The sequence below is a fragment of the Ruegeria sp. HKCCD7221 genome (assembly GCF_013031225.1).
Classification (GTDB): domain Bacteria; phylum Pseudomonadota; class Alphaproteobacteria; order Rhodobacterales; family Rhodobacteraceae; genus Ruegeria.
This window is the reverse complement of the sequence record NZ_WPZE01000002.1, coordinates 584936-599822: the sequence shown is the minus strand read 5'-3', so window position 1 is coordinate 599822 and position 14887 is coordinate 584936. Positions and strand designations below refer to the sequence as shown.

Here is a 14887-nt window from a genome sequence, read left to right as displayed (position 1 = left end):
CAAAAATAGCTTTCTTGAACAGGTGGAGGAAGATGGCGAAAAATATCTGCCTGAGTGATCCACCCTTGCCACACGCCCACCCCAATGCCATATCCAAAGGGCTTACGTTTTTCTATTTCGACCTACTGTCTCCTTCTACGGCGCTCAGTCACTCGATCCAGACCGACGACGCCAGGCTGCCGCATCCACGTGGGCAGCACTAAACAGGAGACACGGATATGCCTGCAGGCACCGTTAAATGGTTCAACACCACCAAAGGCTACGGCTTTATCGCACCCGAAGATGGCGGCAAAGACATCTTTGTGCACATCTCGGCCGTCGAACGCTCGGGCCTCACCGGTCTGGCCGACAATCAGAAAGTCACCTACGAGCTGCGCTCGGGTCGTGACGGCCGCGAAAGCGCTGACAATATCGAACTGGCGTAAGCCGTTCCAAGGGCAGGGATAATCCCCTGCCCTTTTTCTTTTTCGACTTGTTTTTTCGACCGGCGGCACCACGGCGATACTGTGTCCGCAGGAATACATCACTTTTCGGTTACTCTGTCCCGGTGATTGACCGGATCGGATATCATTCAACATTATCGTTATGATTTCCGTGTTAATTTGAAGAGAACCACCATGTTCACACGTCGCACATTCGTTACCACAGCCGCAGCCACCTGCTTGATCCCCGGAATGGCCACGGCAAAGAAAAAAGCCGTCGAATACGATCCCACGCCACAATATGTGCGGATCAAGAAAGAATTTCTGCCGGGCCAGTTGTTGGTGGTTCCGCGCTCTTTCTACCTCTACTACGTCACCGAACCGCGCAAGGCCATTCGCTATGGCTGCGGTGTCGGCAAGGCCGGGCTGGAATTCACCGGAACCGCTACGATCGACGTCAAGAAAGAATGGCCCACCTGGCGGCCGACCGAAGAGATGATTGAACGGGAACCAAGGACATATGCCCGCTTCAGGGACAACGACTATGTCCAACCGGGTGGGGGCGACAATCCATTGGGTGCCCGCGCTCTTTATCTGTTCCAGAACGGAGTCGACACCTATTTCCGAATTCACGGAACGACGCAGCCGCAGACGATCGGAACAGCGGCCTCGAACGGGTGCATCAGAATGCTGAACGCGCACGTCATCGACCTGTACGAGCGTGTTCCGGTCGGAACCGTTGTGACGGTGGTCTGATCAGTCGTTGATCTGGTTCACCAGGTCCAGAACACTTGGGCCGATCGCCTCGACAATCAGAGAAACACCCTTGGCGTTCGGGTGGATGCCGTCGGGCTGGAGGTACGCGCGGACGGCATTCGGATCGCCCTCTGCCACCAATCCCGCAAAAAAATCCGGAGCGTATCCGGTCTGAAACTGTGCGGCCAGATCGGGGTAAATTGCGTCAAATTCTGACTTATATGCCGCGCCGTAATTTCCCGGCGCTTGCATGCCGACCAGCAGGACCTCGACCATTGCGGCGTCCGTGGCCTGCAAGATCGCTTCGAGGTTAGAGCGTGACACGGCCGGGTCGATCCCCCGCAACAGGTCATTCCCACCCAATGCGACGATCATTCCGTCCACCTCGGGCGTCAGGGTCCAACCGACACGCGACGCCCCACCCGCAGTGGTATCGCCGGACACTCCGGCGTTAATCAGCCGCACGTCGGCCCCTTTGTCCCGAAGCCAGCTTGAAAGCTGCGGAACAAATCCCTCCTGTTCGGGTAACCCATAGCCTTGGGTCAGCGAGTCGCCCAAAGCCGCGATCACAACGGTTTCGGCTGTGACCGCAAAGCCGCAGCACGCAAACGCGCCCGACATCCAAGCCTTGCGCAAAATCCCAACCGCTCCATATCCCAATTGACCGCCTCCGATTGGATTGACCTATGACATCACCAGTACTCTCGCTTCAAAATGCTGCTTTGTCGCTGGATGGCAATGCCGGTCGGGTGGATATTCTGCACGACATCAATTTATCAGTAAACAAGGGGGAAACGCTGGGTCTGGTTGGCCCGTCCGGGTCGGGCAAGTCGTCATTGCTGATGCTGATGGGCGGGTTGGAGCAGGCAACAGGCGGCAGGATTACCGTGCTGGATCACGATCTGACCGACATGGACGAAGACGCACTGGCCCGTTTCAGGCGCAGCGCGATGGGTGTTGTTTTCCAGAACTTCCACCTCATCCCCTCGATGACGGCCTTAGAGAACGTCGCCACGCCGTTGGAACTGGCCGGACATCGCGATGCCTTCTCGCGGGCAGAAACGGAACTAGAGGCCGTCGGGCTGGCGCATCGTCGGGATCACTACCCCGCGCAACTATCGGGCGGTGAGCAACAGCGCGTCGCCCTTGCACGCGCCGTCGCGCCGCGCCCTCAGATATTGCTGGCCGACGAACCCACCGGAAATCTGGATGAAGCAAACGGTACTGCGATTGTTGACTTGCTGCTCGACCTACGGGATCGACATGGCGCCACCCTCATACTGGTCACACACAGCCACAGCTTGGCCCAGAAATGTGACCGGGTGATCCGGTTGCGCGACGGGCGCATAACCGAAGACACGCAGCAAGAGGCCGCAGAATGAGCCTGCGCCTTGCCGCGCGTTTGGCGCGTCGCGAACTGCGCGGTGGGCTGCGGGGGTTTCAAGTATTCCTCGCTTGTCTGGCGTTAGGGGTCGCGGCAATCGCCGCAGTCGGATCCGTTCGCCACGCCATCCAGACTGGACTGTCCAAAGAAGGCGCGTCCCTTTTGGGTGGCGATGCCCAGTTGGAGTTCACCTACCGCTTTGCCAATGACGACGAACGCGCCTGGATGCAGAAAACGGCAGAAGCCCTGTCCGAGGTCGTAGATTTCCGCTCAATGGCCGTTGTCCAGTTGAACGGCGAAACGCAACGCGCCCTGACACAGGTGAAATCTATTGATGACGCCTATCCGCTTTTGGGGTCGCCCGTGTTGGAGCCCGAGATGCCGCTCTCGGTCGCGATGGATGGGCAAGGGGTACTGCCTGGTGCCGTCATGGATCGAATTCTGATCGACAGGTTAGGTTTGTCGACAGGCGACCGAGTTACGCTTGGAACTCAGGACTTTGTATTGATGGCAGCCCTGCTGCATGAGCCGGACGGGGCCGCAGACGGGTTTGGGTTGGGGCCGCGAACGATGGTCCGCACAAAGGATCTTCAGTCGTCTGGACTGCTGGCACCGGGAACGCTGTTTTCAACAAAATACCGGTTGGAGCTGCCGCAAGACGCTGATCTCGGAACGCTATCGGCAAGTGCACAGACGTTCTTTGACGGAACTGGCATGCGCTGGACCGACGCACGAAACGGAGCACCGGGAATTTCCGAATTCGTCGCCCGACTAAGCGCCTTTCTGGTTTTGGTCGGGTTGTCCGGTCTGGCAGTCGGCGGCATCGGTGTTTCCGCCGCAGTGCGCGCTTATCTCGCCCAGAAAACCGAAACAATCGCAACCCTACGGACATTGGGCGCAGATAAAGCAACCATCTTTCAAACCTATATGATCCAGATCGGTATCCTGTCCGGCATTGGCATCGTGATGGGCCTGATATTGGGCGGAGTTGCGCCTCTGGTCTTGGCGCCTTTGATCGAAGCCCGCCTGCCTGTACCCGCTGTTTTTTCACTCTACCCGCAGCCCTTGGCAGAGGCCGCGCTCTACGGGCTTTTGACTGCCTTTTTATTCACACTTTGGCCACTGGCCCGAACAGAAGAAGTCCGCGCCGCAACCTTGTTTCGCGATGCCCTGACCTCGGCAAGGGTTCTGCCCCGCCCAGTGTATGTGATTGCGACTGGCATTGGTCTGGTGCTGCTGATTTCAGCCGTAGCGTGGTTCAGCGGGTCCGCGCGCCTGACGCTGTGGACCAGCGGAGGGTTGATTGCCGCGCTACTTCTTTTGTCGCTTTCTGCACTGGGTATCCGCAGGCTTACACGCCTCGCGGCAAAACCGGCACGTGGTCGCCCCGCCCTACGCTGGGCGCTGGCGGCGATTTCCAACCCCCGCGAAGGCGCAGCTTCGGTCGTGTTGTCCTTGGGATTGGGTCTTTCTGTATTAGCGGCAGTCGGACAAATCGACGGGACATTGCGCAATGCAATCTCAGGAAACCTGCCGGACGTGGCACCATCCTACTTTTTCGTCGACATTCAGAAAGACCAGATGCCCGGCTTTTCTGACCGATTGTCAAAAGATTCAGCCGTCACCCGCGTAGAGAGCGCACCGATGCTGCGGGGCATCATCACCCAGATCAACGGACGCCCGGCGCGGGACACAGCTGGTGATCATTGGGTTCTGGATGGCGATCGCGGCGTGACGTATTCGGCGCTGCCCCCAAAAAACACACGGATTACCGCAGGCCAATGGTGGCCAGAAGATTACTCGGGCGGCCCCCAAGTCAGCTTTGCAGCCGAAGAAGCCGAGGAAATGGGCCTAAAGCTCGGTGATGAACTGACGGTCAACATTCTGGGGCGTGATATTACGGCCAAATTAACCTCACTGCGTGAAGTAGATTTCTCGACCGCAGGAATAGGTTTCATCATGTCCATGAACCCGTCAGCCCTTGCCGGTGCACCGCATAGTTTCATCGCCACCGTCTATGCCGAAGAACAGGCCGAAGCCGCCATTCTGCGCGATCTGGCCGGGCAGTTTCCAAATATCACCGCGATCCGCGTGCGCGATGCGATCGACCGAGTGTCGGGCCTCTTGGCAGGTCTGGCGGCGGCAACGTCTTACGGGGCAGGTGTTTCGCTACTGACAGGCTTTTTGGTGTTGATCGGCGCAGCCGCCGCAGGCGAACCCGCCCGCAGGTATGAGGCCGCAATCCTTAAGACACTGGGCGCCGACAGACGCCGCATATTGCTGAGCTTTGCCCTGCGCGCAGTACTTCTGGGGGCTGCGGCAGGCTCCGTCGCATTGCTGGCCGGTGTTATGGGGGGATGGGCCGTGGCGACATTCATCTTTGACGCGGATTTTACCGTCATTTGGCCTTCGGCCATCGGCATCGTATTGGCCGGTATCTTCGTGACCCTGGGCGCGGGCCTTGGCTTTGCCCTGCGCCCCCTTGCGGTGCGCCCGGCCCGCATACTGCGAGCCAGCGATTAAACTTACCTTGCACAGGCCACCGGTTGCAGAATTTTCAACAACTGGTCGTTGTCACACACCAGCGCGTCCAAAGTGATCTCATCCAGCGAGGCATAGAATACTTCGGCCGCATCCTGCAGCGCCAGTCGCAACCGGCAGGCATCTGTCAACGGACAGGTATTATCGGCATCCGCAAAACACTCTGCCAGCGGCAGGTTGCCCTCCACATGGCGGAAAACCGACCCGATACGGATCTGATCGGCCGGACGCGCAAGCGCCAGACCACCGTTCCGCCCGCGTTGCGTGCTGAGATAATTCAGTTGACTAAGTTGATTGATCACCTGCGCCAGATGGTTTTCCGAGATATTGCAGGCTTCGGCGATCTCGGACTTGGTCACCAACCTGTCTTGATGCGCCGCACAATACATCAACAGGCGCACTGCTATGTTCGTCCTTTTGGTGATGCGCATGATGGCCTCCCAAATTTCAAGATGGGATCTTATTGCATGTCTGGCAAAAAGGCGGTTTGACATACATCAATTGCCCCAGCAGAACACAGGAAGACATGGCAGATCCCTATTTCTTTGGCTACGGCAGCCTCGTGAACCTCGCCACCCACGACTTTCCCGATCCCCGCCCCGCCCGGCTAAAGGGGTGGCGACGCGCATGGAAGCATACGGACCTGCGACCAGTCGCTTTTCTGACTGCGGTTCCGGACGCAGACTCTGAAATCGATGGCATGATCGCCCATGTTCCCAAAAACGATTGGGCCGCGCTGGATGAACGGGAATGGGCCTACGACCGCGTACCCGCGACGCATTCCATCTCGCATCCCCTGACCCACGATGTTGAGATCGCCGTATATGCCGTTCCGCATGAACGGCACGGCGAGCCGACGGACCAACACCCTCTATTGCTCAGCTATATTGACGTCGTCGTTCAGGGGTATCTGCGCGCCTTTGGCGAAGAAGGGGCCGAACGTTTCTTTACCACCACTGACGGGTGGGACGCGCCGATCCTGAACGATCGGGTCGAACCACGTTACCCGCGCCACCAACAGCTCAAACCCGACGAAACACGCTTTGTCGACGACCGCCTACAGCATCTCTCTGCAACCATCGTTAACGCCCAATAAAAAAGCCGAGGTCAAACCCCGGCCCTTCTTCTGTTCAAAAATACTTCCGTCGGAGACACGCGCCACAAGGCGCGTTCATCACCCCCGCGCGCGGATCACTTGCAGCAATGGCAACAAGGCGGCCATCTCGGGACCCCGTTCCATACCCGTCAGCGCCTTGCGCAAGGGCATGAACAGACCTTTGCCTTTGCGGCCTGTGGCCTCCTTCACGGCGCTCGTCCATTGGCCCCAGGTTTCCCCATCGAACGGACCTTCGGGCAGCAGCGCAACAGCCTCGGCGATGAACTCGCGGTCTTCGTCAGCGATCAATGGCTCGGCCCCATCGCGGCACAGCTCCCACCAGCCTTTCAGATCGGCCAGCGTGGTGATGTTCTCGCGCGCCATGGCCCAGAAGGGTTCAGCCAGTTCCGTCGGTACACCAGCGTCCGCCACGGCGTCGGCAACATCCGCCAGCGGCAAAGACTGTAGGTGCTTTGCAGTCAGAGGGAACAGGTCCTGCACGTCGAACTTGGTCGGCGCCGCACCGAAGCGGGTAATATCAAACCCGTCAATCAGATCGGCCATGTCCGGGCGCAATTCGACCGGGTCGGACGAGCCCAGACGCGCCATCAGGCTCAACAGAGCCATCGGCTGCACACCCTGTTCGCGCAGATCGCGCAACGCCAGCGTGCCCAGACGTTTCGACAGCGCCTCACCCTGAGGGCCGGTCAACAGCGAATGATGTGCAAAGCGCGGGCATGTGCCGCCCAGTGCCTCAATGATCTGAATCTGCGTCGCGGTGTTTGTCACGTGGTCCGAGCCACGCACCACGTCCGTCACACCCATCTCAGTGTCATCAACAACCGACGCAATTGTGTAAAGAACCTGCCCGTCGCCGCGGATCAGCACTGGGTCAGAAACCGATGCCGCATCAATCGAGATGTCGCCCAGAATGCCGTCATTCCACTCGATCCGCTCGTGATCAAGCTTGAAGCGCCAGACGCCGTTGCCACGTTCGGCGCGCAGGGCCTCTTTTTCAGCATCGCTAAGGTTCAACGCCGCGCGGTCATAGACCGGAGGCTTGCCCATATTCAGTTGTTTCTTGCGCTTCAGATCCAGCTCGGTCGGGGTCTCGAACGCCTCATAGAACCGGCCCATCTCACGCAGCTTGTCGGCAGCCTCGGCATAGCGGTCCAGCCTGTCAGACTGACGCTCAACCCGGTCCCAATGCAGGCCCAGCCACTCCAGATCCTGTTTGATCGCGTCGACATATTCTTCCTTCGAACGCTCGGGGTCGGTGTCGTCGATGCGCAAGATGAACGTGCCGCCAGCCTTGCGGGCGATCAGATAGTTCATCAGGGCGGTGCGCAGGTTGCCCACATGGATGTAACCGGTGGGCGACGGGGCGAAACGGGTGGTTGTCATAGGTGTCTCCTGTTGGCGCGGCTCTTGTCACAGGATGGGCGTTTTGTCCAGCCACGGCCCCGTTCACGGTAACTTCAAGTGGCAAGTTGATATTGACGACCTATCTTTCACCTGCTGGGATACACAGGGAGATCAAAAATGACCGTTAAACTGACCCGCCGGGCCGCTTTGGGCGCTGCGGCGGCATTGCCGTTTGCATCAGCAGCCACACCGCTTCTGGCTGCAGGGGCTGAAACCAAGGCCAACTCGACCATCGCCAAATCCTTTCAACTGGGTGATTTTACCGTCACGACCCTATTGGATGGCAGTCTGCCCCGTGATGGCGCCAAGGAAATCTTTGGCGGAGGCGCCTCGGATGAGGATTTCGCCAAGGTCTCGGCCGATAATTTCATCTCACCCGACGTAGCACAGTTCTTCTTCACCCCGACGCTTGTCAATACAGGGTCCGAGCTGGTTCTGTTCGACACAGGGCTGGGCCAAGGCGGCATTCAGGCCGCGCTGGCGGATGCGGGGGTGTCTACAGATCAAATCGACGTCGTTGTGATCACCCATATGCACCCCGACCATATCGGCGGCATGACCACAAACGATGCGCCCACCTTTGCAAATGCGCGCTTCGTGACCGCATCGCCGGAATATGATTTCTGGGCCGCGCAAGACGCCGGGAACCGCGTTGGCGATCTGGTGGCCGCCAAAGTCACCCCGCAGGCCGAGAAAATGTCGTTCCTTGAGGACGGGGACGAGGTCACCTCGGGCATTACCGCCGTGGCCGCATATGGACATACACCGGGCCACACGGTCTATCATCTGGAAAGCAACGGCCAGCGTCTGGTGCTGACCGCTGATCTGGCGAACCACTATGTCTGGTCTTTCGCGCATCCGGAATGGGAGGTCCGTTTTGACATGGACAAAGCCGCTGCGACACAGTCACGGCGCAACGTGCTGGGAATGCTGGCGGCAGACAAAGTTCCGATGATCGGATACCACATGCCCTTCCCGTCGGCAGGGTTTGTCGAAACCCGCGGCGACGGATTCCGCTTTGTCCCGGTCAGCTATCAGATGATGGGCTAACCCCTAATATCCAGGATCCGGCCGCACCTTCCAGCCGTCTGTAAACCGAGACAGACGAAACGCGGCCGGGTCCACGCATGGGGCGGCTCCGGTCACAAGATCGGCCATCAACCGCCCTGCCCCGGGCCCGATACCGAACCCGTGGCCCGAAAATCCCGTGGCGATGAACATTCCGGGCATCTCGTCGACGCTCGACATGACCGGAATTGCATCTGGGGTCACATCAATCAAGCCCGCCCAGCTTTGAACAATCTCTGCCTGCTTCAATGCAGGTACGCTTTTGCTGGCCCGTGACCAAACCTGTCTCAGAACTTTGCGTGACGGTTCCGGGTCCAGAACGCGGCAATGTTCAAACGGCGTGACATCCGTGGGCAGCCACCTCCGGTCCTGTTGTGCCTCAGCCGCCCATCGTTTGGAAAAGCGGAACCGCAGCGACCGCCACTCTTGCCTGTAGGCCGGCAGAAATCGCCGCGCCAACCTAAAACTGTCAGGAACGATATCGACCGTGTTTTCGTGCCCCGAGGCAATGGAATAGCCCCCGTCCGCGCGTTTTCTTATGGCAAAGTCATCAGACCACAATGCCGTTTCAGGTCCGTCAGCGGGCGAAGTGCGCAGCACCGTGTTCAACACCTTGAGTTGCGGCAGGTCGATCCCCGCATTTCCAGAAAAAAGACGCGACCAGGCACCGCCGGCCAGCACGACCTGTGTGCAGGTCACGCGCCCCCTTTCGGTGAAGACACCTGCGACGCGACCGCCTTGCACATCCACGCTGCGCACCGCGCAGTTGGTCATCACCGAGGCACCTCGGTCGCGCGCAGTTTCGGCCATAGCAGGCGCGGCCCATTGCGGCTCGGCACGGCCGTCCTGCGGCATATGCAAGGCCCAGTCCAAATCTGTGGAACACCCCGGCAAAAGCTCTTTCAGGTCCGCCCCGGACACCATTCTTGCACCTGTCTGCAGCCCGTCCACATGGGCCAGCCAACGCTCCAGATTGTTGCGGTCGCGGGGGCCCGATGCACCAAACAAAATTCCCGAGCGGACAAAACCTGTTCTTCGACCGGTCCTACGGTCCAGGTCATCCCACAGACGCTGAGATTCGATCATCAGCGGAATTTCCCGGGGATCCCGCAGCCCTGATCGAACCCACCCCCAATTACGAGAGCTCTGTTCGCCAGCGATATGACCCTTTTCGCAAAGCAACACCGACAAGCCGCGTTCTGACAGCTCCAAAGCGGTAGCACAGCCGATGATCCCGCCCCCGATGACAACGACGTCCACGGCTTTGGGTAAGCTCAGATCAGGTTCGACAGGAATAGGTTTCGGGCCGGGCATTTACCGCTCATTATTCATTGCTCCGACAGCAATGAATGCCCGTCAATCGTGCCGAAGCAATACGACCGAAGTCGAGTTTGACACTATTTTGATAATATGTGGCCGCTGCGCACGCTTCGCTTCTAGTCGCGACCGAAACGTTCAGGCAGCGCCGACCAATTCAGCCCATTTCTGGCGTAGGGCAGACGTGAAACCAATGACCGTTTCCGAGGAATCCTCGACCTTTTCGTCTTCGGCGTCCAACTCTGCGGTTTCAGCGGGCCGCGCGATTTCGGGTTCGACCGTCCGAGGAGAGGCCTCCTCGCTCAGGAGGTCGGCTATGACAGTGTCAATCTTCGCCTCGTCCAGCGTTTGCCCTTCGGATTCCATCGACTTCCACGGCAAAGGCGAGTGGAGAGGTTTATCATATTCCTCACGCATAATCGTACCAGACCATTACAACCAAAACCCATATCAGTGTTCCGCATTTGGCCAGATAGCTGTCAAAGGCTCGTTGCCCAGTGCAATGCGTCACACCCGCCCCACATGAGGCGATAATTCAACAAAACTATGGCGAAAAGATGTCAGATCATCAAGCAGCCACCCCTGCTCCCAAGGGAAGCGGCCACAAACCCATGGGATTTGGAAACAGTTCGATAAATGTGAATAATTTGTATCCGAAACTGGACGCTTTGCGGCCCGCGATACCTTTAGGATCGGTCGCGCCAGCGGTTCACAATTGGGTATCTGCGATCCAACCAAAAGGCACGGCTGGTCAAGCGTGTCCCCGGCGCGGACTGAAAGCGTTTGTATTCGCTGACATAGATCAGATGCTCGACCCGGCGCGCCACGTCGCCATCGAAACCAGCCGCGACGCAATCCGCAATAGACCCCTCCTGATCCACCAGAATATCCAAAATCGCGTCCAAAACAGGATAATCCGGCAAACTATCGCTATCTTTCTGATCCTCGCGCAGTTCCGCACTTGGGGGTTTGTCAATCACGGAAGGCCGGATCACCTCGCCCGATGGACCGGACATCCAGTCACGATGATTGGCGTTGCGCCAGCGACATGTCTCGAACACACGCGTTTTGTACAGGTCCTTGATGAGGTTATAGCCCCCATTCATGTCGCCATAGATCGTGGCATACCCAACGGCAACTTCGGACTTGTTGCCAGTGGTCAGCAGCATCTCGCCAAATTTGTTCGAGATCGCCATCAACAGCAACCCGCGCAACCGGGATTGGATGTTCTCTTCCGTCAGGTCCGCATCTCGACCAGCAAATAGCGGCGACAGCGTTTCTGTCACCGCAGCCCGGCTGTCCGAGATAGGGACAAAGTCATAGTGAACACCCAGCGCCTTGGCGACGGCCTCGGCATCATCCAATGACTCCTGGCTGGTATATTCCGACGGCAACATCACACAGCGGACATTCTCGGGTCCAATCGCGTCCACGGCGATTGCCGCAACAAGGGCCGAGTCGACGCCCCCCGACAATCCCAACAGCGCTTTCGGGAAGCCTGTTTTTCTCATATAGTCACGCAACGATTGAACCATCGCGCGATAGTCCTGCTCCCATTCATCAGGCTGCGGCGCAACGTCAGCGGGCGCGATCCGCCACCCCTCATCACCACGCTCAAGATCAACATGGCGCAGGGCTTCGTCAAAAACCGGCATTCTGAAGGCAAGTGTGCCGTCCGGGTTCAGGCCAAATGTGCCACCGTCAAAAACCTGATCATCCTGTCCACCGACCATATTGAGGTAGATCAGCGGCAAGCCCGTTTCGACAACCCGCGCAACCATATGATTCAGGCGCACATCGTACTTGTTGCGAAAATATGGGGAACCATTCGGAACAAGCAGAAATTCGGCACCTGTTTCCTCAAGCGTTTCGGCAACATCCGGGTGCCAACTGTCTTCACAGATAGGGCTGCCTATTCGCGTATTGCCGACAGAATAAGGGCCGCCTAGCGGGCCTGAGTCATACAACCGGACTTCGTCAAATACTGTCTCGTTGGGCAGGTGGTGCTTCAGCACCTTGCTGCCAATCTTGCCATTCTTGAGGATCAGGTAGGCGTTATGAAGGTTTTCATCCTCGACCCAAGGCCCACCGATGGCCATTGCCGGTCCGTCAGCGCATTTGGCAGCCAGTTCTTCGATTGCAGCCATGGCAGCCCGATGAAACGCAGGCTTCATCACCAGATCCTGCGTATTGTAGCCGGTAATGAACATCTCAGGCAGCGCAACCATGTCGGCCCCGGCCTCGCGCGCGTCTTCCCATGCGGCGATAGCCTTGGCGGCGTTGCCGTCAATATCCCCCACAATAGGGTTGAGTTGCGCCAGAGTGATGCGGAATCGGTCGGCCATGCTGCCCTCTTGCCCTCGTCTGTTCTAATGCCATTTAACAGATCGCACCGCGAGGAAAAGACAAATGCGGCAAAAGCCGTTGCCCTGCCCCCATCGGTATCTTAGTTTTGCGCAAAAGGACGATAACCGGGCAGGCTGAACAACCATGAACGCATTCCGCACTTCGATTGCCGCAACTGCGATGGCCTTGATGACACTGTCCGCCTCCGCGCAGGATGGTCAGGTGATTGTCGCGGATGACGAAGTTGGCGGTGTTTACGAAGGCACTTTCCTGAATGGTTTGCGCCACGGCACCGGAACCTATCGCCTGCCAAACGGATTCGAATATTCCGGCGAATGGGCCGAGGGCGAGATTCAGGGCAAAGGTGTTGCGCGATATGTGAATGGCTCGGTCTATGAAGGCATGTTTGCGAAAGGCCAACCGGAAGGTCAGGGAAAGATTATCTATCCCGACGGCGGCAGCTATGTGGGCGCGTGGGCCAACGGATCAATCAACGGCGACGGCATTGCGACTTATGCAAATGGTGTGATCTACGAGGGCGCATTCAAAGACGCGCGTTATCACGGCAAGGGTGTTCTGACTGACCCAAGCGGTTACGTATATGACGGCGATTGGGTGGACGGAACCAAACAGGGCAAGGCAAAGATCACGTCGGCACAGGGCAGCGTGTATGAGGGGGACGTCCAGAACGGCCAACGCCACGGTCAGGGCACGCTGACCATTCCCGATGGCATGACATATACAGGCGCATGGACCGAAGATCGCATGACCGGTAAGGGGCGTTTGCTTCAGGCGAACGGCGACCTCTACGAGGGTGATCTTGTGGATGGCCAGCGTCAGGGCAAGGGCAAGGCAACCTATGCCAATGGCGCGACGTACGACGGCGATTACCTTGACGACCGGCGCCACGGAAAAGGGCGTTTTCTGGGAACAGACGGGTTCGAATACAACGGTGACTGGGCGGACGGGCAGATCCAAGGGTTTGGCGAACTGACCTACCCCGACGGCTCGACCTACGTGGGTGACTTCAGCGCGGACCTGCCGCACGGCAAAGGGATGCATACATATTCCGATGGAATCATCTACGAAGGCGACTGGATTGCCGGTGTGTTTGAAGGAACCGGCAAGGCAACCTATCCAAATGGCGCTGTCTATTCCGGACAGTTCAAAAATGGTCTCAGTCACGGGACGGGTGTTCTGACATTTGCCAACGGATACCGGTACGAGGGCGACTGGGCAGAAGGCGCGCGGCAGGGAAAAGGAAAAGCCAGCTTTCCTGACGGAACCGTGTATGACGGCGAGTTTTCTGACGGAAAACGCCACGGACAGGGCACCATCACAACACCGCGCGGCTTCACCTATACCGGTGGATGGGTCGATGGCAAAATAAGCGGCACCGGGGTCGCAACCTATGCCACGGGGGATGTGTACGAAGGTGGATTTCTGGACAACAAGCGCCACGGTGACGGCACAATTCGCTACGCCAATGGTCAGGAAGAATCCGGTATCTGGGAAAACGGAGTGCTTCCAGAAGAAAACGTGGCAGAGCCTGCAGTAACACCTTCGACAGAGACCCCCGAAGAGGACACGCCCACGGCTGACTGAGCATCGCTCACCACGGCACGGTCTCACCTTTCCAATCAAAAAATCCGCCTGTCTGGGCCGGAGTAAGACGGTCTATAACGCCCAGCAAATTCTTGGCGGCCTCTTCTGGCGCGACAGATGGATGGCGTCCGGAATATTTTTGGGTAAAGCTGGTGCGAACTGTCCCTGGATGCAAGGCGACGCAAATGGATTGCGGATGCGTGCGCGCCAATTCTATCGCCGATGTGCGCACGATCTGGTTCAAGGCAGCCTTGGCTGCGCGATAGCTGATCCACCCACCCAGACGGTTATCGCCGATCGACCCGACGCGGGCAGACAGGATCGCGACGACGCATTGCCTGTCGCGCGGCAACAACTTATGTGCGTGCCCAAGTACCAGCGCCGGCCCGACCGCGTTGAGTGCAAATTGATCCATCATGACAGGTGCCGAGATTGACTTGATCGTCTTTTCTGGCTCGGCCCCGTTCACCTCCAGCGCGCCAGAGGCGATCAAGATCATGTCAAACGGGCCATTCAGCTTATCCAACCCCCGGTCCACGCTTTCAGGGCCTGTCAGGTCAAAACCATCAGACGACCGGGACAAGCCCGTCGCCAATACACCGCGCTGTCGCAATCCTTGGCACAAAGCGCTGCCAATTCCGCCTGATGCACCGATGACAAGAGCTGACTTCATCATCAGTGACCTAGCTGCCAGGTCGCATGGATCAACCGGGTCGAAAATGAAAACCTTCTGACGGCTATACGCAAATTCCTTCTTTTCATTCCCGGCATGGGTTGTATAACCTCAATCCTATGATCAACCGCGCAGATATCCTTGTTGCCGACACCGCCACCCGCGGTGCGTCACTGCGTGGCCTACTGATCCTAATCCGCCTCTGAGCGTGCCATCCGGCGCGCCCGCTCAGAGGAGGACGCCCGCGCGCCATA

General features: G+C 58.3%; 15 protein-coding genes. 8 read left to right on the top strand and 7 right to left on the bottom strand.

Going from position 1 to position 14887, the window contains the following annotated elements; genetic code table 11:
* Positions 1–32: 32 nt before the first annotated feature.
* The 3 genes from GOX73_RS08615 (at position 33) to GOX73_RS08605 (ending at position 1178) form a co-directional block, all read left to right on the top strand.
* Positions 33–203: a hypothetical protein gene (locus GOX73_RS08615; protein ID WP_171124549.1), complete on the top strand. Its 171-nt coding sequence runs from the start codon at positions 33–35 to the stop codon at positions 201–203.
* A 15-nt stretch (positions 204–218) separates the two neighbouring features.
* Positions 219–425 (top strand): cold-shock protein, encoded by a 207-nt coding sequence (locus tag GOX73_RS08610; protein WP_170378838.1) that lies wholly within the window; start codon positions 219–221, stop codon positions 423–425.
* Between the two features lie 192 nt (positions 426–617).
* Positions 618–1178, top strand: a complete 561-nt coding sequence (locus GOX73_RS08605) for a L,D-transpeptidase (RefSeq protein WP_171124547.1) — start codon at positions 618–620, stop codon at positions 1176–1178.
* On the opposite strand, the gene GOX73_RS08600 is transcribed toward GOX73_RS08605, so the two are convergent.
* Positions 1179–1838, bottom strand: a complete 660-nt coding sequence (locus GOX73_RS08600; protein WP_371808577.1) for an arylesterase — start codon at positions 1836–1838, stop codon at positions 1179–1181. It lies immediately after the preceding gene.
* Between the two features lie 26 nt (positions 1839–1864).
* On the opposite strand from GOX73_RS08600, the gene GOX73_RS08595 reads away from it, so the two are divergent.
* Together GOX73_RS08595 and GOX73_RS08590 are read left to right on the top strand one after the other, a co-directional pair.
* Positions 1865–2560, top strand: coding sequence for an ABC transporter ATP-binding protein (locus GOX73_RS08595; RefSeq protein ID WP_171124545.1), 696 nt, complete (start codon positions 1865–1867; stop codon positions 2558–2560).
* The gene (locus tag GOX73_RS08590; RefSeq protein ID WP_171124543.1) at positions 2557–5085 is read left to right on the top strand and encodes an ABC transporter permease; all 2529 of its coding nucleotides are present in this window, start codon (positions 2557–2559) and stop codon (positions 5083–5085) included. The genes GOX73_RS08595 and GOX73_RS08590 overlap by 4 nt, the downstream gene beginning before the upstream one ends.
* Positions 5086–5087: 2 nt before the next feature.
* On the opposite strand, the gene GOX73_RS08585 is transcribed toward GOX73_RS08590, so the two are convergent.
* Positions 5088–5534: an Rrf2 family transcriptional regulator gene (locus GOX73_RS08585; protein WP_171122449.1), complete on the bottom strand. Its 447-nt coding sequence runs from the start codon at positions 5532–5534 to the stop codon at positions 5088–5090.
* Between the two features lie 95 nt (positions 5535–5629).
* Here GOX73_RS08585 and GOX73_RS08580 point away from each other — a divergent pair, with 95 nt between their 5' ends.
* Complete coding sequence (locus GOX73_RS08580) at positions 5630–6199, top strand: gamma-glutamylcyclotransferase family protein (RefSeq protein WP_171122451.1); 570 nt, start codon at positions 5630–5632, stop codon at positions 6197–6199.
* Positions 6200–6277: 78 nt separating this feature from the next.
* Here GOX73_RS08580 and gltX read toward each other — a convergent pair whose 3' ends face one another.
* On the bottom strand, positions 6278–7603 hold the full coding sequence (gene gltX, locus GOX73_RS08575) for a glutamate--tRNA ligase (RefSeq protein ID WP_171124540.1): 1326 nt from the start codon (positions 7601–7603) through the stop codon (positions 6278–6280).
* A 138-nt stretch (positions 7604–7741) separates the two neighbouring features.
* Here gltX and GOX73_RS08570 point away from each other — a divergent pair, with 138 nt between their 5' ends.
* Positions 7742–8674, top strand: coding sequence for an MBL fold metallo-hydrolase (locus GOX73_RS08570; RefSeq protein WP_171124538.1), 933 nt, complete (start codon positions 7742–7744; stop codon positions 8672–8674).
* Positions 8675–8677: 3 nt separating this feature from the next.
* On the opposite strand, the gene GOX73_RS08565 is transcribed toward GOX73_RS08570, so the two are convergent.
* From GOX73_RS08565 to GOX73_RS08555, 3 genes are all read right to left on the bottom strand, one after another.
* Positions 8678–10006 (bottom strand): FAD-binding oxidoreductase, encoded by a 1329-nt coding sequence (locus tag GOX73_RS08565; protein ID WP_171124536.1) that lies wholly within the window; start codon positions 10004–10006, stop codon positions 8678–8680.
* A gap of 141 nt (positions 10007–10147) precedes the next feature.
* Positions 10148–10426, bottom strand: a complete 279-nt coding sequence (locus GOX73_RS08560; RefSeq protein WP_171124535.1) for a hypothetical protein — start codon at positions 10424–10426, stop codon at positions 10148–10150.
* Between the two features lie 269 nt (positions 10427–10695).
* On the bottom strand, positions 10696–12354 hold the full coding sequence (locus GOX73_RS08555) for an NAD+ synthase (RefSeq protein WP_171124533.1): 1659 nt from the start codon (positions 12352–12354) through the stop codon (positions 10696–10698).
* Positions 12355–12499: 145 nt separating this feature from the next.
* On the opposite strand from GOX73_RS08555, the gene GOX73_RS08550 reads away from it, so the two are divergent.
* Positions 12500–13960, top strand: a complete 1461-nt coding sequence (locus GOX73_RS08550; RefSeq protein WP_171124531.1) for an MORN repeat-containing protein — start codon at positions 12500–12502, stop codon at positions 13958–13960.
* Positions 13961–13967: 7 nt separating this feature from the next.
* Here the strand turns inward: GOX73_RS08550 and GOX73_RS08545 are convergent, their stop codons facing one another.
* Positions 13968–14633 carry an SDR family NAD(P)-dependent oxidoreductase gene (locus GOX73_RS08545; RefSeq protein ID WP_171124529.1) on the bottom strand — a complete coding sequence of 222 codons (666 nt, stop codon included), beginning with the start codon at positions 14631–14633 and terminating at the stop codon, positions 13968–13970.
* Between the last annotated feature and the right edge of the window lie 254 nt (positions 14634–14887).